The organism is Parabacteroides sp. Marseille-P3160 (assembly GCF_900162725.1).
GTDB lineage: Bacteria > Bacteroidota > Bacteroidia > Bacteroidales > Tannerellaceae > Marseille-P3160.
Map to the genome: position 1 here is coordinate 1,372,562 of NZ_LT799418.1, position 19,632 is coordinate 1,392,193.

The 19,632-nt window shown below is 46.4% G+C and carries 19 protein-coding genes and 1 pseudogene; 3 read left to right on the forward strand and 17 right to left on the reverse strand.

What is annotated here, in order from left to right; all coding sequences use genetic code 11:
- Positions 1-227: 227 nt before the first annotated feature.
- The 8 genes from BQ8014_RS05530 to BQ8014_RS05565 form a co-directional block, all read right to left on the reverse strand.
- Positions 228-914, reverse strand: coding sequence for a VIT1/CCC1 transporter family protein (locus BQ8014_RS05530; protein ID WP_080903497.1), 687 nt, complete (start codon positions 912-914; stop codon positions 228-230).
- 12 nt (positions 915-926) lie between these two features.
- Positions 927-1,349: an arsenate reductase ArsC gene (locus BQ8014_RS05535; RefSeq protein WP_080903498.1), complete on the reverse strand. Its 423-nt coding sequence runs from the start codon at positions 1,347-1,349 to the stop codon at positions 927-929.
- Positions 1,336-2,373 (reverse strand): ACR3 family arsenite efflux transporter, encoded by a 1,038-nt coding sequence (arsB, locus tag BQ8014_RS05540; RefSeq protein ID WP_080903499.1) that lies wholly within the window; start codon positions 2,371-2,373, stop codon positions 1,336-1,338. The genes BQ8014_RS05535 and arsB overlap by 14 nt, the downstream gene beginning before the upstream one ends.
- A gap of 21 nt (positions 2,374-2,394) precedes the next feature.
- A complete protein-coding gene (locus tag BQ8014_RS05545; protein ID WP_080903500.1) occupies positions 2,395-2,742 on the reverse strand; it encodes an ArsR/SmtB family transcription factor in 348 nt (115 codons plus the stop codon).
- 137 nt (positions 2,743-2,879) lie between these two features.
- The gene (gene clpB, locus BQ8014_RS05550; RefSeq protein WP_080903501.1) at positions 2,880-5,468 is read right to left on the reverse strand and encodes an ATP-dependent chaperone ClpB; all 2,589 of its coding nucleotides are present in this window, start codon (positions 5,466-5,468) and stop codon (positions 2,880-2,882) included.
- 134 nt (positions 5,469-5,602) lie between these two features.
- Positions 5,603-6,181 (reverse strand): nicotinate (nicotinamide) nucleotide adenylyltransferase, encoded by a 579-nt coding sequence (gene nadD, locus BQ8014_RS05555; protein WP_080903502.1) that lies wholly within the window; start codon positions 6,179-6,181, stop codon positions 5,603-5,605.
- A complete protein-coding gene (gene gmk, locus BQ8014_RS05560) occupies positions 6,178-6,744 on the reverse strand; it encodes a guanylate kinase (protein WP_080903503.1) in 567 nt (188 codons plus the stop codon). The genes nadD and gmk overlap by 4 nt, the downstream gene beginning before the upstream one ends.
- A 3-nt stretch (positions 6,745-6,747) precedes the next feature.
- Positions 6,748-7,620, reverse strand: coding sequence for a YicC/YloC family endoribonuclease (locus BQ8014_RS05565; RefSeq protein WP_080903504.1), 873 nt, complete (start codon positions 7,618-7,620; stop codon positions 6,748-6,750).
- A 161-nt stretch (positions 7,621-7,781) separates the two neighbouring features.
- Here BQ8014_RS05565 and tsaB point away from each other — a divergent pair, with 161 nt between their 5' ends.
- Positions 7,782-8,477 (forward strand): tRNA (adenosine(37)-N6)-threonylcarbamoyltransferase complex dimerization subunit type 1 TsaB, encoded by a 696-nt coding sequence (tsaB, locus tag BQ8014_RS05570; RefSeq protein WP_080903505.1) that lies wholly within the window; start codon positions 7,782-7,784, stop codon positions 8,475-8,477.
- Positions 8,478-8,532: 55 nt separating this feature from the next.
- On the opposite strand, the gene BQ8014_RS05575 is transcribed toward tsaB, so the two are convergent.
- From BQ8014_RS05575 to BQ8014_RS19670, 6 genes and pseudogenes are all read right to left on the reverse strand, one after another.
- Positions 8,533-8,964: a biotin/lipoyl-containing protein gene (locus BQ8014_RS05575; protein WP_080903506.1), complete on the reverse strand. Its 432-nt coding sequence runs from the start codon at positions 8,962-8,964 to the stop codon at positions 8,533-8,535.
- A 29-nt stretch (positions 8,965-8,993) separates the two neighbouring features.
- Positions 8,994-9,152 (reverse strand): annotated as a pseudogene (locus BQ8014_RS05580) (lamin tail domain-containing protein); the annotation flags it as partial.
- Between the two features lie 51 nt (positions 9,153-9,203).
- The gene (locus tag BQ8014_RS05585) at positions 9,204-10,757 is read right to left on the reverse strand and encodes an acyl-CoA carboxylase subunit beta (protein ID WP_080903508.1); all 1,554 of its coding nucleotides are present in this window, start codon (positions 10,755-10,757) and stop codon (positions 9,204-9,206) included.
- Between the two features lie 51 nt (positions 10,758-10,808).
- On the reverse strand, positions 10,809-11,222 hold the full coding sequence (gene mce, locus BQ8014_RS05590; RefSeq protein ID WP_080903509.1) for a methylmalonyl-CoA epimerase: 414 nt from the start codon (positions 11,220-11,222) through the stop codon (positions 10,809-10,811).
- Positions 11,223-11,485: 263 nt separating this feature from the next.
- Positions 11,486-12,781, reverse strand: a complete 1,296-nt coding sequence (locus tag BQ8014_RS05595) for an O-acetylhomoserine aminocarboxypropyltransferase/cysteine synthase family protein (protein WP_080903510.1) — start codon at positions 12,779-12,781, stop codon at positions 11,486-11,488.
- 439 nt (positions 12,782-13,220) lie between these two features.
- Positions 13,221-13,421 (reverse strand): hypothetical protein, encoded by a 201-nt coding sequence (locus BQ8014_RS19670; protein ID WP_080903511.1) that lies wholly within the window; start codon positions 13,419-13,421, stop codon positions 13,221-13,223.
- A gap of 527 nt (positions 13,422-13,948) precedes the next feature.
- Here BQ8014_RS19670 and BQ8014_RS05605 point away from each other — a divergent pair.
- Complete coding sequence (locus BQ8014_RS05605; protein WP_080903512.1) at positions 13,949-16,066, forward strand: M3 family metallopeptidase; 2,118 nt, start codon at positions 13,949-13,951, stop codon at positions 16,064-16,066.
- Between the two features lie 57 nt (positions 16,067-16,123).
- Here the strand turns inward: BQ8014_RS05605 and BQ8014_RS05610 are convergent, their stop codons facing one another.
- Positions 16,124-16,606: an Lrp/AsnC family transcriptional regulator gene (locus BQ8014_RS05610; protein ID WP_080903513.1), complete on the reverse strand. Its 483-nt coding sequence runs from the start codon at positions 16,604-16,606 to the stop codon at positions 16,124-16,126.
- A gap of 254 nt (positions 16,607-16,860) precedes the next feature.
- Here BQ8014_RS05610 and BQ8014_RS05615 point away from each other — a divergent pair, with 254 nt between their 5' ends.
- Positions 16,861-17,412: a GNAT family N-acetyltransferase gene (locus BQ8014_RS05615; RefSeq protein WP_080903514.1), complete on the forward strand. Its 552-nt coding sequence runs from the start codon at positions 16,861-16,863 to the stop codon at positions 17,410-17,412.
- 98 nt (positions 17,413-17,510) lie between these two features.
- Here BQ8014_RS05615 and BQ8014_RS05620 read toward each other — a convergent pair whose 3' ends face one another.
- Entirely contained in the window at positions 17,511-18,914 is a 1,404-nt protein-coding gene (locus BQ8014_RS05620; protein ID WP_080903515.1) for a Gfo/Idh/MocA family protein, read from the reverse strand.
- A gap of 286 nt (positions 18,915-19,200) precedes the next feature.
- A complete protein-coding gene (locus tag BQ8014_RS05625; RefSeq protein ID WP_080903516.1) occupies positions 19,201-19,473 on the reverse strand; it encodes a hypothetical protein in 273 nt (90 codons plus the stop codon).
- Positions 19,474-19,632 lie beyond the last annotated feature (159 nt).

The following is a 19,632-nucleotide window of genomic DNA, read 5'->3' on the forward strand; positions in this document are numbered from 1 at the left end:
TGTGTAATAGTTGCCTATTACACGCAAATGTAGATATTCTTTTTAGATTACCAATAAAAAAACTCGTTTTTTATTAGGAATCTAAAAAAGCAGGAAGGGGGATATGTCAAAAGTCATCGCTTATCAACTTAAAAAATTGATAACTATGAATGAACGCAGCCATAACTATGATTGTGTGTATTTATAGTTATGAATTTTTACAGGGGATTTTCTTTTGATAGATCTTCTTATGAGTTCATTCCGAAAATAGAACCGACAAGAGCGGATGACAACATAGCGACCGTTCCCCAGAAGCAGATTCTCATAGCCGATTTTTTGATATTGGAACCGCCGATTTTAGCGGCAATCCCTCCCAATATGGCTAAGGAAACGATTGCCGAGAGGTATTGAGAAACGACCATTTTTTCAATGGATATTATAATGGTAAACAACAATGGCAGCAAACCTCCAATCAGAAAGGAAGCTGCTGATGCCATGGCAGCTTGCAACGGTCTCGGAGTGGTCATCTCATTGATTCCCAACTCGTCTTTGGCATGTGCGTCCAAGGCATTATGTGTCATTAGCTGGGTTGCGACTTGCCTTGCCAATTGTTTATCAAGCCCTCTTTTTACGTATATATCCGCCAATTCCTCCAATTCTTCTTTTGGCGTTGCCTCTAATTCGTTTTTTTCTCTTTCCAGATCCGCTTTTTCCAGATCCGTTTGGGAGCATACCGACACATATTCTCCGGCGGCCATAGAGCCGGCTCCGGCTACCAGGCTCGCCAAAGCGGCAAGCAGGATTACTTGCCGTGACGAACCTGCGGCAGCAACCCCTATCACAAGGCTTGTCGTTGAAATAATTCCGTCATTTGCGCCTAATACGGCAGCTCTTAACCAATTGTTCCGGTGGATGTAATGATTTTCGTTTTGCATGGGGCCTTTGTTTTATTCTAAATATTCTTTTGCAAAGTTTTTACAGTATTCTTTAATCATCTCACGAACCTTTCGGAATTTGGCCAGGACTTCTTCTTCTGTTCCTGTTGCTTTGGCCGGGTCGGGAAAATTTTGATGGAATCTCTTTGCTTTCGTAGGGTAAAATGGACAGCGTTCACGTGCATTATCACAAACTGTAATCACAAAATCGAAGTTTATATGGCTGTATTCGTCTATATTGTTAGAGGTATGGCTGGAAATATCGATGCCGTCTTCTTTCATGACGGCAATTACTTTCGGATTTACTCCGTGAGTTTCCACGCCGGCACTGTAAATTTCCGCTTTATTACTTGCAAAATGTCGTAAATAACCTTCCGCTATTTGGCTTCGGCAACTATTCCCGGAACATAATACCAATACTTTAATCTTTTCCATAAAACTTTGTTTTGAAATATAAACTTATCTTTACCAATAATATTAAAACCGGAACTTCTATTAAAGGGCCTATTACACCGACAAGGGCTTGTGACGAATGGATGCCGAAAACGGAAATAGAAACCGCAATTGCTAATTCAAAATTGTTGCCTGTGGCAGTAAAAGAAATGGACGCATTTTTATCGTAAGGAACTTTAAGCGATTTGTTGATGAAAAAACTTAAGAAAAACATCAATACAAAATAGATAATCAGTGGAACTGCTATTCTGATCACATCTGCGGGCAGTTCTACTATTTTATCCCCTTTTAAGCTGAACATCAGTATGATTGTGAATAGCAAAGCATAGAGGGTAATGGGGGATATAAACGGAATAAACTTTCTATTATACCATTCTATACCTTTGAATAGGGTTAAAAAATAACGGCTTAAAAAGCCGGCAAAAAATGGTATTCCCAAATAAATCAAAACGCTTTCGGTAACATCTTTCATCGGCACCGATATGTCGAAATTACCCAATCCTAATTTAGCCGGCAAAAAATGGATGAATAGCCAAGCATAAAAACTATAAAATAAGACTTGGAAAATGCTATTCAAGGCAACTAAGGCGGCACCATATTCTCTATTCCCTTTCGCTAAATCATTCCAAACGATGACCATCGCAATACATCTTGCCAAGCCGATTAAGATTAAACCAATCATGTAGTCGGGTTTATCCCGTAAGAAGAATATTGCCAAGGCAAACATCAATAATGGTCCCGCTATCCAATTCAGAAACAGAGAAATGGACAGCATCTTTTTGTCCTGGAATACCTTAGGTAGCAAAGCGTAATTCACCTTTGCAAGCGGAGGGTACATCATCAGTATTAAGCCGATAGCCAATGGGATGTTGGTTGTGCCGACAGAAAGCGAGTGAGTTAAGCGGGGAATTTTCGGAAAGAAATATCCTAAAGCAATCCCTAAAGCCATTGCGAGGAAAATCCACAATGTGAGATATCGGTCTAAGAGTTTTAATTTCGGTTGCATCGTATTATCTATTAATATTTATCAGCAACAGCCCGAGTCAGGCGAACAATGGCTTTGCCGCTTTAATCGTTCTGAAATTTGAGTGAAATAATTTTGCATTTGTACGATCGATTTTTCATCGATGCAATAACAAATTGAGGTTCCTTCGATACTCCCTTTTATTAACCCTGCATTCTTCAATTCTTTCAAATGTTGCGAAATTGTTGGCTGTGCCAATGGCAGCTCGTTTACAATATCACCACCTATGCAACTGTTCACTTTCAGTAGATAATCGATAATTGCAACTCTTGCCGGATGCCCCAAAGCCTTAGCTATTAAAGCAATGTTGTTTTGACTGTCAGTAAAATGTTCTGTTTTTGTTGCTCCCATACTTGTTTATCTTAATATCGCAATATTACGATAAATAATCGAATCCGGGAAATAATCCGGGAAATAAAAAATCCCCGAACTCCAAGATGGAATTCGGGGACTTAACAATTAATTATCTATCATGAAAAAGAAAATATTTAGTTTTTAAAGGCCAAACCGTCGTTGCTGCGGTCGATAACAATCGGGTGACTCCGGTCGATTTTACCACCCAGAATCTCCTTGGACAGTTCGTTCAATACGTAGTGTTGGATGACCCGTTTGACCGGACGCGCACCGAATTGAGGATCGTATCCCTTGTCGGCAATAAAGGCCAACGCCTTATCGCTAAACTCGAGTGTGATGCCGTTCTTCTGCAACATGGCTTTGACGCCGTTCAGTTGCAGGGCGACAATCTGGCGAATCTCATTTTCATTCAACGGAGTGAACATGATGATATCGTCGATACGGTTCAGGAATTCCGGACGAATGGTCTTTTTCAACAAATCCAACACTTCCCGTTTCGTCTTTTCGACTACTTCGTCGTGATTGGCCGGAGTCATCTTCTCAAATTCTTCACGAATCAAGGACGAACCGATATTGCTGGTCATGATGATGATCGTGTTCTTGAAATTGACTAACCGGCCTTTGTTGTCCGTTAACCGACCATCGTCCAACACTTGCAGCAGAACGTTAAATACGTCCGGATGCGCCTTCTCGATCTCGTCGAACAGGACGACCGAATAAGGTTTCCGGCGGATGGCCTCCGTCAACTGGCCGCCTTCGTCATAACCGACGTATCCCGGAGGCGCCCCGATCAGACGGGTTGCGCTGAATTTCTCCTGGTATTCGCTCATGTCGATACGCGTCATCATATTCTCATCGTCGAACAGGTATTCGGCCAATGCCTTGGCCAGTTCCGTCTTACCCACACCGGTCGTGCCGAGGAAGATAAAAGAACCGATCGGTCGTTTCGGATCTTGCAGTCCGGCGCGGCTCCGGCGTACGGCGTCGGCGATGGCGCGGATGGCTTCATCCTGCCCGATGACCCGCTTATGTAATTCTTCTTCCAAATGAAGGAGTTTGTCCCGTTCGCTCTGCATCATTTTCTGAACCGGAATCCCGGTCCAACGCGAAACGACGTCGGCGATATCTTCGCTGTCCACTTCCTCCTTGATCATGGCGGAAGCTCCCTGCATTTTATGTAACTTTGCCTGTATCTCGTTGATCTCCTCTTCTTTGGCTTTGATCTTTCCGTAGCGCAGTTCGGCTACTTTACCATAGTCGCCTTCCCGCTCGGCTTTTTCCGCCTCGAACTTCATGTTCTCGATCTCTATCTTATTCTGTTGGATCTGGTTGATCAGCTCTTTTTCGCTTTGCCATTGTGCTTTCTGCTTGGTTTCCTCTTCTTTCAGTTCGGCTATTTCTTTATTCAATTGCCCCAGTTTGTCCGGATCATTTTCCCGTTTGATTGCCTCCCGTTCGATTTCCAATTGCTTGATCCGGCGGGAAACCTCGTCCAGCGATTCCGGTACGGAATCCACCTGTAACCTTAACCGTGCGGCGGCCTCATCCATCAGGTCGATGGCCTTGTCCGGAAGGAACCGGTCGGTGATGTACCGAGTAGACAACTGTACCGCTGCAATGATGGCGTCGTCTTTAATCCGCACCTTATGATGGTTCTCGTACTTTTCCTTCAGTCCACGCAGGATCGAGATCGTATCTGCCTCGTCGGGCTCATTCACCATCACAATTTGGAAACGTCGTTCGAGCGCCTTATCCTTTTCAAAATATTTTTGATACTCATCCAACGTTGTCGCACCAATGGCGCGCAGTTCCCCACGGGCCAAGGCCGGTTTCAGGATATTGGCTGCATCCATGGCACCTTCGCCTTTTCCGGCTCCTACCAGCGTATGGATTTCATCGATAAAGAGGATGATTTCTCCTTCCGCTTTGGTTACTTCATTAACTACCGATTTCAGACGTTCTTCGAATTCTCCCTTGTATTTGGCTCCGGCTATCAGGGCTCCCATATCCAAAGAGTAGATCTGCTTGCTCTTCAGGTTTTCCGGTACGTCTCCCCGCACAATACGGTGTGCCAGGCCTTCGGCGATCGCCGTCTTACCTACCCCCGGTTCGCCGATCAGGATCGGGTTGTTTTTCGTACGCCGGCTCAGGATCTGTAAGACCCGCCGGATCTCTTCATCCCGTCCAATCACCGGATCCAATTTCCCGGAGCGGGCGCGTTCGTTCAGGTTGATTGCATATTTGCTTAATGAGTCGTAGGTGTCTTCCGCCGACTGGCTCGTCACCTTGTTGCCTTTCCGCAGTTCTTCGATTGCCAACCGGAGTTCCTTTTCGGTTACGCCGGCATCCTTCAGGATTTGTGAAGCGGGGCTCGGTTCAGTTAATAAGGCCAGAATAATATGTTCCAGCGAAACATATTGATCGCCCATCTTCCCGCTCGTTTCGACCGCCTTTTGCAGGATGGCGTTCGATTCCCGGCTCAGATAAGGCTCGCCTCCTGACACCCGGGGATAGGAATTCAACTCCTTTTCCAATTGGGCGTCCAGGTTCTGTACATTCACACCCAACTTCTGAAACAGATAATTCACAATGCTTTCGCCTGTCATAATGACCGCTTTCAGCAAGTGGGCCGTTTCAATTGCCTGTTGGCTGCGTTGGGAAGCCAATTGTACAGCTTGCTGTACTGCTTCCTGTGATTTGATTGTAAAATTGTTTAAATTCATTATATCGTTTTCTGTTTATTCTTATTTTATGGATATCCATGCAAAACCAATACCATTCTTTGTTTCAGACAAGATGGCAGTATAAGGGAGGATGAAATTACGTGATTTTTATGCTAACCTTCGTTGCCCGACGGTTATTCGGGCAACCTGAGTTGTTCGATCAGGAAGGGACGGACGGGCTCAGGAAGGAAGAAACGGATGTCTTTTCCGGCCCGGAGAGCCTGGCGGATGTGGGTAGAAGAAATCTCTAAAAGAGGGGCATCGACCCCGCGGACTGTCGGGCAGCCTTCCGGTATTTCTATCGGGTAATCCTTGCGGGGATAGATGAGGAGCGGAAACTCGCGAATCAGTTCGTCGTATTGCTTCCATCGATCGATCTGGGCCCAACTGTCGGAGCCGATAATCAACTGGAAGGAACGATCCGGATAGGTACTGCGGAGCGTTCGCAGGGTGTCGATGGTATAGGAGGGGCGGGGAAGCGAAAATTCAATGTCGCTGACGCTAAACTTCGGATAGTCACCGATGGCCGCTTCTACCATTGCCAGACGGAGCTTTTCCTCCATAAGCTCACCGGCTTCTTTCAACGGATTCCGAGGCGAAACCAAAAACCAGACTTCTTCCGTGTCCGTATATTCGCAGATCCAGTTTGCTATGGCCAGATGGCCGATATGGATCGGGTTAAATGAACCTGAATAGATGCCGGTCTTCTTCATCTCTTAAGGAAATCTTGTACGATCCGGAGGGCTTCGGCTTGCGCCTTCTCCAGCCGGTCGTTGATGATGACGACATCGAAGCGCGGAGCGAAGCTCAATTCATATTCTGCTTTTGCCAGACGGCTTTCAATCACTTCCGGGCTGTCGGTTCCCCTGCTTTCCAGGCGCCGGCGCAAGACCTCCAGGCTGGGAGGCTGGATAAAGACAGACAGGGCCCGGTCTCCATAATATTCCTTGATGTGGCAGCCGCCGACGACATCCACGTCGAAGACCACATGGCCGCCCGCATGGAAGATTCGGTCAACTTCGCTTTTCAGTGTGCCGTAGTACCGGTCTTTATATACTTCTTCATATTCAAGGAAAAGGCCGGCGGCTATTTTTTCACGGAAAGCTTCGGGTGTCAGGAAATAATATTCCACGCCATCCCGTTCCTGCCCCCGCGGAGGGCGGCTGGTCGCTGAGATGGAAAACCGGAGATTCAGGTTTTGTCCGAGCAAATAGTTGATGATAGTGGATTTACCGGAGCCGGAGGGGGCGGAGAATATGACAAGTTTACCGCTCATCGTTTATAATACGTTTAATACCTGTTCTTTAATCTGTTCCAATTCGTCTTTCATCTGGACGACAATCTGCTGCATTTCAGCTAAATTGCTTTTCGAGCCGAGCGTATTGATTTCACGGCCCATTTCCTGGGCGATGAATCCGAGTTTTTTACCCTGTCCCTTACCGTTTTCCATGCTCTGGATGAAGTACTTCAAATGGTTGTCCAACCGGTTCTTCTCTTCGTTGATGTCCAGTTTTTCGATGTAATAAATCATTTCCTGTTCGAAACGGTTTTTGTCGTAATCCAAGCCGGCGATCTTCTGCAGGTTTTCGGTAATCCGGGTTTTGATTCTCTCTAACCGTTCCCCTTCATAGACTCCGATCTGGGAGAGCAATTGGGTGATATTGACTATCTTTTGGGAAAACAGGTCGTATAACATTTGCCCTTCCTGCGTGCGGAAAGCGCGAAGATGTTCGATGGCATCCGATACCGCTTGGCTGACAACCGTCCATTCTTCCTCGTCGGCTTCGACCATTTCCGTCTTGACGGTGTCCGGCAAGTGGAGCAGCGTTTCGAACCAGTTCGAAGGGACGTCGATTTTCAGATGAGACGCAATCTCCCGGATCTGTTGATAATAATTCTCGACAGCGGTTTCGTTGATCTTAATGCTTGTATCCGCCCCGATATTCTCAACATAGATGGAAAAATCGACTTTCCCTCTTTCGAGGGTTTGGAGCAAAAGACTGCGGAGGTTCATCTCTTTTTCCTTATAGATGGAAGGAATGCGCATGGACAGATCCAACTGTTTACTGTTGAGTGTTTTTATTTCAACTGTGATTTTCTTGGAAGGCAGCTCTACGGTAACCTTACCGAAGCCGGTCATTGATTGTATCATCGTTTTTCTGTTTTTGCAAAGGTATATTATTCGAATGAAAAAGAATGAATCGAAAGGAAGAAAAGCGTATTTCCGTTCGTTTCCCTTGTTTTTCTTCCCGCTCGGGAAACAGAGTAACCTGAAATTCCCTAATTTTGCACTTTTGTAAGGAGGAAAGAATTATGGCCTGTATATTATCTATAGAAACGGCGACTTCCGTTTGTTCGGTCGCTTTGTCAAATGATGGGGAAATATTGTTCGAAGAAGCATCTTTCGATGGACCTTCGCACGCTGCCCTCTTGGGCGTCTATGCTGCGCAGGCGGTGAAGGTTGCCAAAGGAGAACATCTGACATTGGATGCGGTTGCCGTGAGTAGCGGCCCTGGTTCGTATACCGGTTTGAGGATCGGCGTTTCGGAAGCTAAGGGATTGTGTTTCGGTTACGGAATCCCTTTGATCAGTATTCCTACGCTCGATATCCTTGCCACCAAAGCGATCCGGCTGAACAAGGCTTCCGACGATTTCTTCTATTGCGCCATGCTGGACGCGCGCCGGATGGAGGTCTATGCTGCAATCTATGATTCGACCGGGCAAGTCATCCGTGAGACGCAAGCCGAGGTTGTCGATGCGGCAACCTATGCGCCTTATTTATCCCAAAGAAAAGTCTGTTTCTTCGGAAACGGGGCGAACAAATGCAAAGACGTGATCACTTCGGACCGGTCCGTTTTCCTGGATGGGATCCATCCTATGGCGGTCGAGATGATACCGTTGGCAGAGCTGGCCTATGCGGATGCCCGGTTTGTCGATACCGTCTATTTCGAACCTTTCTACCTAAAGGAATTTATCGCCACCATTGCAAAAAACAAAGTGCTAAAATGAAATAAGGGCAGGCATAAAGCCCACCCTCATCCTGAAAAAGTCGGTTTTGCGTTGTTTATCCGATAATTACCAGATCATCCCCTTCCAGTACCGAGTCGCCTTGCGATACTTTGATCTCAAGGACCTTGCCTTCCCGGTCGGAAGGAATGTTGTTTTCCATTTTCATGGCTTCCAGTACGATTACCGTCTGTCCTCTTTTTACGGAATCTCCCACTTTGCAATTCACTTGGATAATGACGCCGGGAAGTGGCGTCTTGATTGCTCCCTGGGTGATTGCCGCAGCCTGGCGGGTAACGATCGGATCGCCTCCGGCGGTGGTCGGCGGCTGGGCAGGCCGCCTGATCTTGAACGCCGGCTTTTTCTCCGTCGCTTCCATCTGAACTTTATAGCGTTCCCCGTTTACTTCTACGTCGGCAACTGTTTCGCCGACATTGTCAATCTGTACTTCGTACTCATGACCATTGATTATATATTTAAATTGTCTCATATCTGTATTAGCGATTACTGGATTTATAATTACCTCCTGGGCATTTGCCTTAATCCGAAAATCTTGGAACTCCACGGAGAATAACGGCGGTCTACCTTACGGATGGTGAGCACCGTATTTTCGATGTCGTGGGCTTCTTCTCCCAATTCGAAGAGCGCCATGGAGATCGCGGCCATCACTTCACTGGGAACCTCTTCGAATTTTTTCTTTCTGTTTTCTTCTGCCATAATCATTCTGTTTTAAAGAGGTAAGTTGTCGTGTTTCTTGGGCGGATTAATCAATTTCTTGGTTTCCAGTTGTTGTAGCGCCCGGATAATGCGGAAACGCGTGTTGCGCGGTTCGATCACGTCGTCAATATAACCGTAGCGGGCGGCATTATACGGATTGGCAAATGCTTTCTGGTACTCCGCTTCCTTTTCTGCGACGCAGGCTTGCGGATCGGGACTGGCGGCTACCTCTTTGGCAAAAATCACTTCAACGGCTCCGCTGGCGCCCATGACCGCGATTTCGGCCGTAGGCCAGGCATAGTTTACGTCTCCGCGAAGATGCTTGGAACTCATGACGCAATAGGCGCCTCCGTAAGACTTGCGTAGGGTGACCGTGATCTTCGGAACAGTCGCTTCGCCATAAGCGTACAGCAACTTAGCACCGTGCAGGATCACGCCGTTGTACTCCTGTCCCGTTCCCGGAAGGAATCCCGGAACGTCTACCAATGTTACCAGCGGAATATTGAATGCATCGCAGAAACGGACGAAACGTCCGGCCTTACGGGACGCATTGCAATCGAGGCATCCGGCCATCACTTTCGGCTGGTTCGCCACAATCCCTACAGCCTGTCCGTTAAAGCGGGCAAAACCGACGATAATGTTTTTGGCATAGTCCGCATGGACTTCCAGGAATTCGTTTTTGTCGACGATCGTTCCGATGACCTCGTACATATCATAGGATCTGTTCGGGTTATCGGGGATAATGTCATTGAGGAAATCATCCAGGCGATCCGTCGGATCGTCACATTCCAGCCAAGGCGTTTCTTCCAGATTGTTTTGGGGAAGATAGCTGATCAGTTTACGGATCAATTGCAATCCCTCTTCTTCCGAATCCAGGGCGAAATGAGCCACGCCCGATTTCGTCATGTGCACGTCGGCCCCGCCCAGTTCCTCCTGGGTAACGTCTTCGCCGGTAACGGTTTTGACGACCTTCGGGCCGGTAAGGAACATGTAGCTGCTTCCCCGGATCATGATGTTGAAGTCGGTCAATGCCGGCGAATAGACGGCGCCCCCTGCGCAAGGGCCGAAGATCCCGGAAATCTGGGGAATCACACCGGAGGCGAGGATGTTCCGCTGGAATATTTCGGCATAGCCAGCCAGCGCATTGACGCCTTCCTGGATACGCGCGCCTCCCGAATCGTTCAGCCCGATGACCGGAGCGCCCATCTTCATGGCCTGGTCCATCACTTTGCATATCTTTAGCGCCATAGTTTCGGACAAGGCGCCTCCGAATACGGTAAAGTCCTGAGCATAGACATATACGAGCCGGCCGTCGATGGTTCCGTATCCGGTAACTACCCCGTCTCCGAGATAGTGTGTCTTGTCAATGTCGAAGTTCGTACAACGATGTTGGACAAACATATCGAATTCTTCAAAACTGCCCACATCCAATAACATGGCTATACGTTCCCGGGCCGTATATTTCCCTTTCTTATGCTGCGAGTCAATTCTTTTTTGGCCGCCGCCCAGACGCGCCTCTCCGCGAAGAGTGATAAGTTCTTTTACTTTAATAAGTTGATTACTCATTATATTAAGATTTGATTGGTACTAGATTAATGGAGTCTGTCATTCATGCAATTATTCAGGCTTTCCATGCATGCAGAACTCGGTGAGGACACCGCCTGACGATTTCGGATGAATGAATGCGATATTCAATCCTTCCGCTCCCCCGCGGGGAGCTTTGTCGATCAGAGAAACTCCTTTGGCTGCCATTTCATCCAGCGCCGTCTGCACATTAGGAACTGCAAAGGCGATGTGATGGATTCCTTCCCCTCGTTTTTCAATAAATTTAGCGATGGTACTGTCTTCGCTGGTGGCTTCCAGCAATTCGATTTTGGTTTGTCCGACTTTGAAGAATGCCGTCTTAACTTTTTGGTCGGCTACTTCTTCAATGCTGTAGCATTTCAGTCCTAAAATCTGTTCGTAGTAAGGAAGAGATGCTTCGATACTTTTTACTGCAATGCCAAGATGCTCAATATGAGAGATGTTCATTTTGATAAATATTTAATTAATATAACTGATTCGTAAAAAGAGACATAACATAATGTGTTATGACGAAGCAAATATACAGTTTATTACATAATAAAGAAATTTTTCTGTAATCTTTAAAAGAGGATATATAATAGTGTTTAAGAGCAGGCCGGAGCGCCGGGATGGGGCTGAAACGAGGAAATCGGCCGATCACTTGGCCGATTTCCGTATCCCATGGTATGGGTAAAATGCAAAACTATAATAAAAGAGAATAAGAAATGGTTCTATAAATTTTTGAAAGCTTGCTCCAGGTCGGCCAGGATATCATCGATATTTTCAATGCCGATGGACAGGCGAAGCAAGCCGGGAATTGCGCCGGAAGCAATCTTGTCCTCGTCCGAAAGTTGCTCATGTGTTGTGGCTGCCGGGTGGATAATCAAAGATTTGGCATCCCCCACATTGGCCAAATGCGTAAATAGCTTCAGGTTATTGATGAAACTGTCAGCAAGGTTGCCTTCTCCCTTGATCTTGAAAGAGAGGATACTTCCAGGGCCGTTCTTGAAATACTTCTTGGCCAGCTCATGATAGGGATTTCCGGGCAGGCCGGGATAGTTCACATACTCCACTTTCGGATGTTTTTCCAGCCATTCGGCTACTGCCTGTGCATTGCGTACGTGTTCCCTCAGGCGTAGCGAGAGCGTTTCCAGTCCCTGGATGAATAACCAGGAATTAAATGGGCTGAGCGCCGGTCCCCAGTCGCGAAGTCCTTCGACACGGGCGCGCATGATGAAGGCGATATTACCAAAGGGACTGTTGGTGCCGAACGCATCCCAGAAAACCAGTCCGTGGTAGCTCGGAGAAGGTTCGGTAAATTCAGGGAAACGGCCATTTGCCCAGTTGAACTTCCCACCATCGACAATTACGCCGCCGATGGAAGTGCCGTGGCCTCCAATCCATTTGGTCGCGCTTTCCACTACGATCGCCGCCCCGTGTTCCAACGGACGGAATAGGTAGCCCCCTCCTCCGAACGTGTTATCCACGATAACAGGTACGCCGTGCTTGTCGGCCACTTTGACAATGGCATCGAAGTCAGGGATGTTTAGATCCGGATTTCCGATCGTTTCCAGATAGATCGCTTTTGTCCGGTCGTCTATTCTTTTTTCAAACTCTTCGGGAGCGTCGGCCGGCGTAAACCGGACTTCAATGCCGAGGCGCTTGAATTGGTTCTTAAATTGGTTGTAAGTACCGCCGTAAAGGTGGGAGGTCGAGACGAAATTGTCTCCGGCCGAAAGGATATTGTTCAGAGCGATAAATTGGGAAGCCTGTCCCGAGCCCACGGCCAGGGCGGCAGCTCCGCCTTCCAAGGCGGCGATTCGTTTCTCAAACACATCATTGGTCGGATTCATGATACGCGTGTATATGTTTCCGAGCTTGCGCAGCCCGAACAGGTCGGCGCCATCCTGGGCATCGGTGAACGCATAGGAACTGGTCTGGTAAATGGGGACTGCGCGGGCATGTGTGGTTGGGTCGACTTCTTGTCCGGCATGTACTTGCAATGTTTCGAATTTGTAACTGCTCATGTGTTTTTTCTTTATAACGGTTTATTAATTTACGGTAGCAAAAATAGAGGGAATCGCTGATTTGTGCAATCACTTGCGAAAGGTATTTTTATCTACCTTTAAAAGGGTATAAATCAATTTGTAGAAAAGGCATCGGAGTATAACCATTTTCAGAAAAAGCAACACCCGATTGAATCATTCGGCGTAAGAAGTTGTATATTTGTGCATAGGGAAACTAATTTTCACTGGCCGACAAAAGATCTTTTACCCACCATGCGAAGATCTTTCATTGGCCATGCGAAGATCTTCGTACAGCCGGGGAAAATAGATTTGTCGCTACATTCTGCTTAAAATCTGTATGTTATAATAACAAAGCCAATAACCTTAAAAACGAATTCGAGTGGCGAAATATTAGAATGTATTTGCTTTCGGAAAGGACACCCTTGATAATGAGTGAAGTCTATTTCTTTTTGAATTTAATTCCGCTGAGGATTCCTAAATTTATCAGTTCATGTAGAATGGCGTCTTCATCCCATGATCTTGTTTTTCCTCCGTGGGCAATACGATAGACGTTTAGGGTCGTGGTGTTGTATCTTCTTGCAAATTCCGAATATAATTCCTTGTTTTTGCAATTGAGAAAAAACTTTAAGTAGTTAATCATCGTTTATATATTAAATTTATTTAGTAAATGAGATAGAGTATTAAAACGGCTGCTTCTTTGACAGAAGGGGATAATATGAATGTAATTGCTTTATATCATTAAATAGTAAGGCCTATGGCCCGATTTGGGTATGCTGAAAAAATAGTATTCAAAACAATGATCTGTCTTTGTCCATATTTTTAATTTCTTTCAATCGGAATAAATAATCGCAATACTATCTTATATTAAAGCATATAGCGAATTTTGCCATTCATTAACCGGATGATATGATTCGAAAGGATTTTATAAGCGTTCTTTTTATTAAAAAACAGGTCTTGTTTTGATTAATGATGTGATGTTTTATTAAATTTGTTGCATTGTTAAGAAAAATACCACTTCTGTCAAAGAAGAAGGATCAGAAGTCCTAAAAACTTATGTCAAAGAAGCTTAACTTCGCTGTAGGGAACATACTTGTGAGGCGTTTATTGGGATGATTTAAAAAATCTTATGTATGTTTGTGGGAAGTTTAATATTTTAGCATTATACCTATGAAGAAATTGTTTATGGCAGCAGGATTAATTATTGCTTTGGGTTCGTGCGGCGGTACTTCCACGAAGACTTCGGAAGCCGACGCGTCAAATCCTTTTTTCACGGAGTACTCCACTCCTTTCGGGGTACCTCCTTTCGACAAGATTAAGTTCGAACATTATAAGCCGGCTTACCTGAAAGGGATGGAAGATCAGGTGGAAGAGGTACGGAAGATCGTGGAAAATCCGGAGGAACCTACGTTTGAAAATACGATCGTTGCTCTCGACCGGAGCGGAAAGTTGCTTCGGAAAGTAGCGATTGTCTTCGGCGGACAAAACGGTGCCAACACATCGGATGAAATGCAGGCGTTGAGTAAAGAACTCTCCCCGCTGTTATCCAGGCATAGCGATGATATCAATCTGAATCCGAAGCTGTTCTCGCGGGTAAAGGCCATTTATGAAAAGAAAGATAACTTGGGACTGGATAAGGAACAAACCAAACTACTCGAAAATACCTATAAGGATTTTGTGCGTGGCGGAGCTAACCTGAATGAGGAACAGCAGGTCCGTTTGCGCGGACTAAACAGCGAAATCTCTCTCCTGGAACTGACTTTCAGCCAGAATATGCTGAAAGAAACGAATGCCTTCCAGCTGGTTGTCGATAAGAAGGAAGACCTGGCCGGTCTGCCGGATGATTTGATTGCCAATGCGGCAAAGGCGGCTGAAGCGGCCGGCCTTGAAAACAAATGGGTTTTCACGTTGCATAACCCCAGTGTGATGCCTTTCCTGCAATATGCGAAAAACCGGGAGCTGCGGGAAAAAATATTCAAAGGATATATCAACCGGGGCAATAACGGCAACGATGCCGACAACAAGGAAGTGGTCCGTAAACTTGTCACCGCCCGGCTCGAAAAAGCTAAACTGATGGGCTACAAGGATTACGCATCGTTTGTGTTGGATGATCGGATGGCCAAAACGCCGGAAAATGTATATAAATTGCTGGATGAGATCTGGACGCCGGCTTTGGCGAAAGCCAAAGAGGAACTGGCTGACATCAAAGCCGAGATAAAGAAGGAGGGGCAGGATTTCGAACCGGAAGGTTGGGATTGGCGTTATTATTTTGAAAAAGCGAAGAAGGCAAAATTTAATCTCGACGAAAACGAGGTGCGCCCCTATCTGAAATTGGAGAATGTACTCGACGGCGCTTTTTATGTAGCGAATAAGTTGTATGGCATTAGCTTTACCGAAGTGAAGGAGGCTCCCCTGCCTTATGAGGATGCCCGTTTGTTCGAATGTAAGGATAAAGACGGTTCCCATCTGGGCGTTATCTATTTTGATTTCTTCCCGCGGGCCAGCAAACGGGGTGGCGCCTGGTGCGGCTCCTACCGTCCGCAGGGCTATGAAGGTGGGGAGCGGGTGGCTCCGGTCGTGACGATTGTCTGCAATTTCAGCCAGCCTGCCGCCGGCCAGCCTGCTTTGTTGAGCGCCGATGAAGCAAGCACCCTATTCCATGAATTCGGACATGGGCTGCATGGCTTATTCCGCGATGTCCACTATACGGGTGTCGGCAGCGTACCCCGCGACTTTGTGGAACTTCCTTCCCAGATTATGGAGCATTGGGTATTCGAACCGGAAGTCCTGAAAGTCTATGCCAAGCATTACCAGACCGGCGAAGCGATTCCCGCCCCGTTGATCGAAAAATTGGATAAGAGCGGTAAATACGGCCAGGGCTTCGCTACGACCGAATATCTTGCCGCCTCCTTGTTGGATATGGATTATCATGTATTGAAGGAAATCCCCGCCGATTTCAATACGACGGCCTTCGAAGCCAAAGTGCTAAGCGACCGCGGCCTTTTGAAACAGATTCCTCCCCGTTACCGTACGACTTACTTCAACCATACGATGGGCGGAGGATACACAGCCGGCTATTATAGTTATATCTGGGCGGAAGTACTGGATGCGGATGCCTATCAGGCCTTTGTTGAGACCGGTGACATCTTCAATCCCGAAGTCGCCGGTAAATTTCGCAAGTTTGTCCTGACGCCGGGTGGCATCGACGATGCAATGATCATGTATAAAAACTTCAGGGGAAAGGAACCGGACACGGAACCTTTGTTGAAAAACCGTGGATTGAAATAATATCCGGAAGACAAAATCATCCGGCATCATTCGTTCAGAATTTTGCCGGATGATTCTTTAAATTTCATTATCATCCGCGCTTAAATCGATAGGGAGATGCCTCTTGAATGCTTCCTTGAAGGAAATCAGCGTCTCCGTACGCGCCAGCCCGAGCGGTTGGAGCTTATGGTGGATGATATTCAACAGATGTTGGTTGTTTTTTGCATAGATCTTTATGAATAAATCGTATTGCCCGGTCGTATAATGGCATTCCACCACTTCCGGTATTTTCAAGAGAGCGTCCGTTACGGCAGGGAATTGCCCGGGCGAATTAAGATAGAGCCCCATATAAGCGCAGGTTTCGTATCCTATTTTTGTGCTGTCGATAATGTACTCGGATCCTTTGATGACTCCGAGATTGGTCAGTTTTTGAATGCGTTGATGAATGGCTGCACCCGAGACATTGCATTCCCTTGCAACTTCCAGAAACGGAATCCGGGCATTCCCGATAATTAATTTAAGAATTTTATCATCCAATTCATCCAGTTCATGATGTGCCATAATTCTCTATTTTTTCTCACTTTCGTTAAAGAGTGAATAATCTTTCAAATAGATACAAATGTAATGAATATTTTATCTAAAAAGAAGTTCATTCCCTATTATTATTTTTATTTCGTAATAATCTGCCATAAAAACGATAGTCGGCATTCGTTTCGTAATTATCCTCTCCGGGTAGGAAAATTGTGACTTTCATCTTTTTTTGCTATACTTGTAAATCTGTGTTGTAGCGCGTTTACCTTAAAAGTAAGTTGGAAATGAGTAGGAAATTGGCGATCAGTTGTGTGGAAGTAAAAGAAAGCTCCGATGCCCGGTTGGCATGGGTGGAAGCAACGTATAATGACTCTTTCCCTGAGAGCGAGCGGAGGGATTTTTCCTTAGTACGCAGGCTGTTGGAAGAGCAGCCTGCTTTCAAGCTTTATCTGGCGCTGGTGAATGAAGAGCAATACGTGGGATTTATTACCTTCTGGCATTTTGGCCTGTTTGTATACGTGGAGCATTTTGCCATCGATTCGTCTGTTCGGAATGGCGGACTTGGTTCTTTGGTGATGAAGGAACAGTTGTCATTAATTAATGTCCCGGTCGTTTTGGAGGTCGAATTGCCGGATGAAGAACTGAACCGCCGCCGGATCGGTTTTTACGAACGGTTGGGCTTCGTCCTGGACGATCATCCTTACCGGCAGCCGCCCTACCGCCCCGGTGAAGAATGGCTTGATATGCGTCTGATGACTTGTGGGAAGTTAGGCATGGAGCCGTCTTTCGAGGAGATCAAAAAGGTAATTTATAAAGAAGTGTATAATGTAAATTAGGTTTGCCCGTATAAGAAATGAGTTCTCCCAGTAAAATGAATTGAGTTGTGCTACCCCGGCGTTTCGCTATTGCCAATCGCCGGGGTAACGCAACTTTTTTATAAAGCAAATTCCTGCTTGCGGTGTATCCACTGCCCCCGGGTAAAGTCAGGGAAATCCACCAAGGCTCCGCCGCGTGCGATCGACATCTCCGACAGTCCGGAGATTGCACTCCAGGCCGCCGCATCATAACAATCCATTGGCGCCGGCTTTTTATTCTTTATACAGTCGATCAGGTCGTACATCATGATGAAGTCCATGCCTCCGTGTCCGGCCTCTTTTGCCTGCGCTTCCAGCGTGCTCCACAGTTTATGATCGTATTTCTTGAACCATTCTTCGGAATCATCCCAAAGGTGAGGCTTCGATTTTCCTTGTACATAGACATGATCCCCGTCGTTCATCCACAGCCCTTCCGTTCCCTGGATACGGAATCCGAGTGAATAGGGGCGGGGCGAGTTAGTGTCATGCGTAACGATAATCGTTTGCCCGTTGGCACATTTGATCATTGAGGTGACGATGTCTCCCAGGTTGAAACGGACTTTCGCCAGCGGATGATTCTCTCCGCCGTTATCGACGATGAATTTATGTAATCCGCGGGATTGGGTTGCCATGGAAGTCAGTGAAAGGAAACGGTTTCCGCGGTTGATGTCCATGCAGTGAGCCACCGGGCCGATGCCATGGGTCGGATAGATATCCCCGTTGCGCATCACCGAGTGTTGCGTGCGCCATTGCGCTTCGGCATAAGCGGTGGGCCCCATCCTCAGTTCACCTCCCTTTTTATAGTTGTATTGGGTTCCGTCGTTGAATTTCACATCCCGCAGGTCGTGTTCGTATCCGCATTCCCCGTGAAGCAGTTCGCCGAAAAGGCCTTCCCGCACCATCCGGAGGGAGGCCATCACGTCCCGCCGGTAGCAAACATTCTCCATGATATTCAGATGGCTGCCCGTCGTTTCGGAGACATTCACCAAGTCCCAGCATTCTTCCAGCGTATTGGCGGCGGAAACTTCCACGCCTACGTACGGGACGCCGGCCTTCATGGCGGCAACCGACATGGGGACGTGCCATTCCCACGGACTGGCTATGATCACGCAATCGAACTCCTCATTGTTCAGCATCTGCTCGAAAGCCCGTTCGCTGCCGGTGTAAATCTTCGGCTCCGGGACATTGAATTTGGCAATATGTTTGAGTGTACGTTCCAGAGGTCCTTTCTGTATATCGCAAATGGCCACGATCTTATTACCGGAGATCGCCAGTACATTATTGATATGCTCCTGGCAACGGGAGCCGGTACCTATAAAGCCGAAACGAAGTTTCCCATCGTCTTTTCCGGCCGCTTTCTTCTTTTGTTGGGTTTCTGTGATTGATGTTTCTACGGCGGATGCATTTCCCGCGATGCTTAATCCGGCAGCAGCTATTCCCGCTGTTGTCATTTTTTTGATAAAAGTTCTTCTTGTCTTCTCCATTATTGAAGTTGTTTTACGTAATTTGTTTACAAAATGATATCAAATGTATGTCTTTACTTTTTATGCCACAATATTAAGTAAAATATAGAGAAACTCCTGCAAATAGGATCATTTTTCATTTTAATTGTTTTATTTCTTTAAGGATTGATATTCCATAGGTAATGATCAATCAGTGCTCGATAAATTTATGTTATTTTAATTTAAGGGCTCGTTTAAATTTTAATGGGATAAAATAAAAAAGGGTTTCAGTATCTGCCTGATAGATATTTTCTTTGAAGCGACTAAACTAAAAGAAATAATAGATGATGATATTGAAACGTCCAAAATATTGGTAAATAATTATCAGGGCAAACTTTCCCCATTTGTTCGGAATGTCCTCACTCCGTCGTGTTGGAAGCAAAGCTTCTGCTTTGCCTATTTTTAAAAAAGGATAATCATTGCGAGGCGGGAGCCTCGCTTTTATCACCGACGGAAGCTGGAGCTTCCGCCGAACATAACAAGAGTTTAAATCCGGAATCAGGGCGCGGGCATGTCCCATATCGATGCTTCCGCCGAACATAACAAGAGTTTAAATAGGAGGAGCTACTGGATGATGAAGTGCCGGGAATCAGCTTCCGCCGAACATAATAGGAGTTTAAATGCGAATTTGCCCTATTGATATTATTATTTTAAAAAGCGTTCGGTAATGCCGCCGAAGGCGTCGATACGGCGGTCGCGG

Excerpts from the sequence above, each read along its gene's own strand:
- BQ8014_RS05530 (WP_080903497.1), bottom strand. The coding sequence starts at position 914 with ATGCAAAACGAAAATCATTACATCCACCGGAACAATTGGTTAAGAGCT.
- BQ8014_RS05535 (WP_080903498.1), bottom strand. The coding sequence starts at position 1,349 with ATGGAAAAGATTAAAGTATTGGTATTATGTTCCGGGAATAGTTGCCGA.
- arsB (WP_080903499.1), bottom strand. The coding sequence starts at position 2,373 with ATGCAACCGAAATTAAAACTCTTAGACCGATATCTCACATTGTGGATT.
- BQ8014_RS05545 (WP_080903500.1), bottom strand. The coding sequence starts at position 2,742 with ATGGGAGCAACAAAAACAGAACATTTTACTGACAGTCAAAACAACATT.
- clpB (WP_080903501.1), bottom strand. The coding sequence starts at position 5,468 with ATGAATTTAAACAATTTTACAATCAAATCACAGGAAGCAGTACAGCAA.
- nadD (WP_080903502.1), bottom strand. The coding sequence starts at position 6,181 with ATGAAGAAGACCGGCATCTATTCAGGTTCATTTAACCCGATCCATATC.
- gmk (WP_080903503.1), bottom strand. The coding sequence starts at position 6,744 with ATGAGCGGTAAACTTGTCATATTCTCCGCCCCCTCCGGCTCCGGTAAA.
- BQ8014_RS05565 (WP_080903504.1), bottom strand. The coding sequence starts at position 7,620 with ATGATACAATCAATGACCGGCTTCGGTAAGGTTACCGTAGAGCTGCCT.
- tsaB (WP_080903505.1), top strand. The coding sequence starts at position 7,782 with ATGGCCTGTATATTATCTATAGAAACGGCGACTTCCGTTTGTTCGGTC.
- BQ8014_RS05575 (WP_080903506.1), bottom strand. The coding sequence starts at position 8,964 with ATGAGACAATTTAAATATATAATCAATGGTCATGAGTACGAAGTACAG.
- BQ8014_RS05585 (WP_080903508.1), bottom strand. The coding sequence starts at position 10,757 with ATGAGTAATCAACTTATTAAAGTAAAAGAACTTATCACTCTTCGCGGA.
- mce (WP_080903509.1), bottom strand. The coding sequence starts at position 11,222 with ATGAACATCTCTCATATTGAGCATCTTGGCATTGCAGTAAAAAGTATC.
- BQ8014_RS05595 (WP_080903510.1), bottom strand. The coding sequence starts at position 12,781 with ATGAGCAGTTACAAATTCGAAACATTGCAAGTACATGCCGGACAAGAA.
- BQ8014_RS19670 (WP_080903511.1), bottom strand. The coding sequence starts at position 13,421 with ATGATTAACTACTTAAAGTTTTTTCTCAATTGCAAAAACAAGGAATTA.
- BQ8014_RS05605 (WP_080903512.1), top strand. The coding sequence starts at position 13,949 with ATGAAGAAATTGTTTATGGCAGCAGGATTAATTATTGCTTTGGGTTCG.
- BQ8014_RS05610 (WP_080903513.1), bottom strand. The coding sequence starts at position 16,606 with ATGGCACATCATGAACTGGATGAATTGGATGATAAAATTCTTAAATTA.
- BQ8014_RS05615 (WP_080903514.1), top strand. The coding sequence starts at position 16,861 with ATGAGTAGGAAATTGGCGATCAGTTGTGTGGAAGTAAAAGAAAGCTCC.
- BQ8014_RS05620 (WP_080903515.1), bottom strand. The coding sequence starts at position 18,914 with ATGGAGAAGACAAGAAGAACTTTTATCAAAAAAATGACAACAGCGGGA.
- BQ8014_RS05625 (WP_080903516.1), bottom strand. The coding sequence starts at position 19,473 with ATGTTCGGCGGAAGCATCGATATGGGACATGCCCGCGCCCTGATTCCG.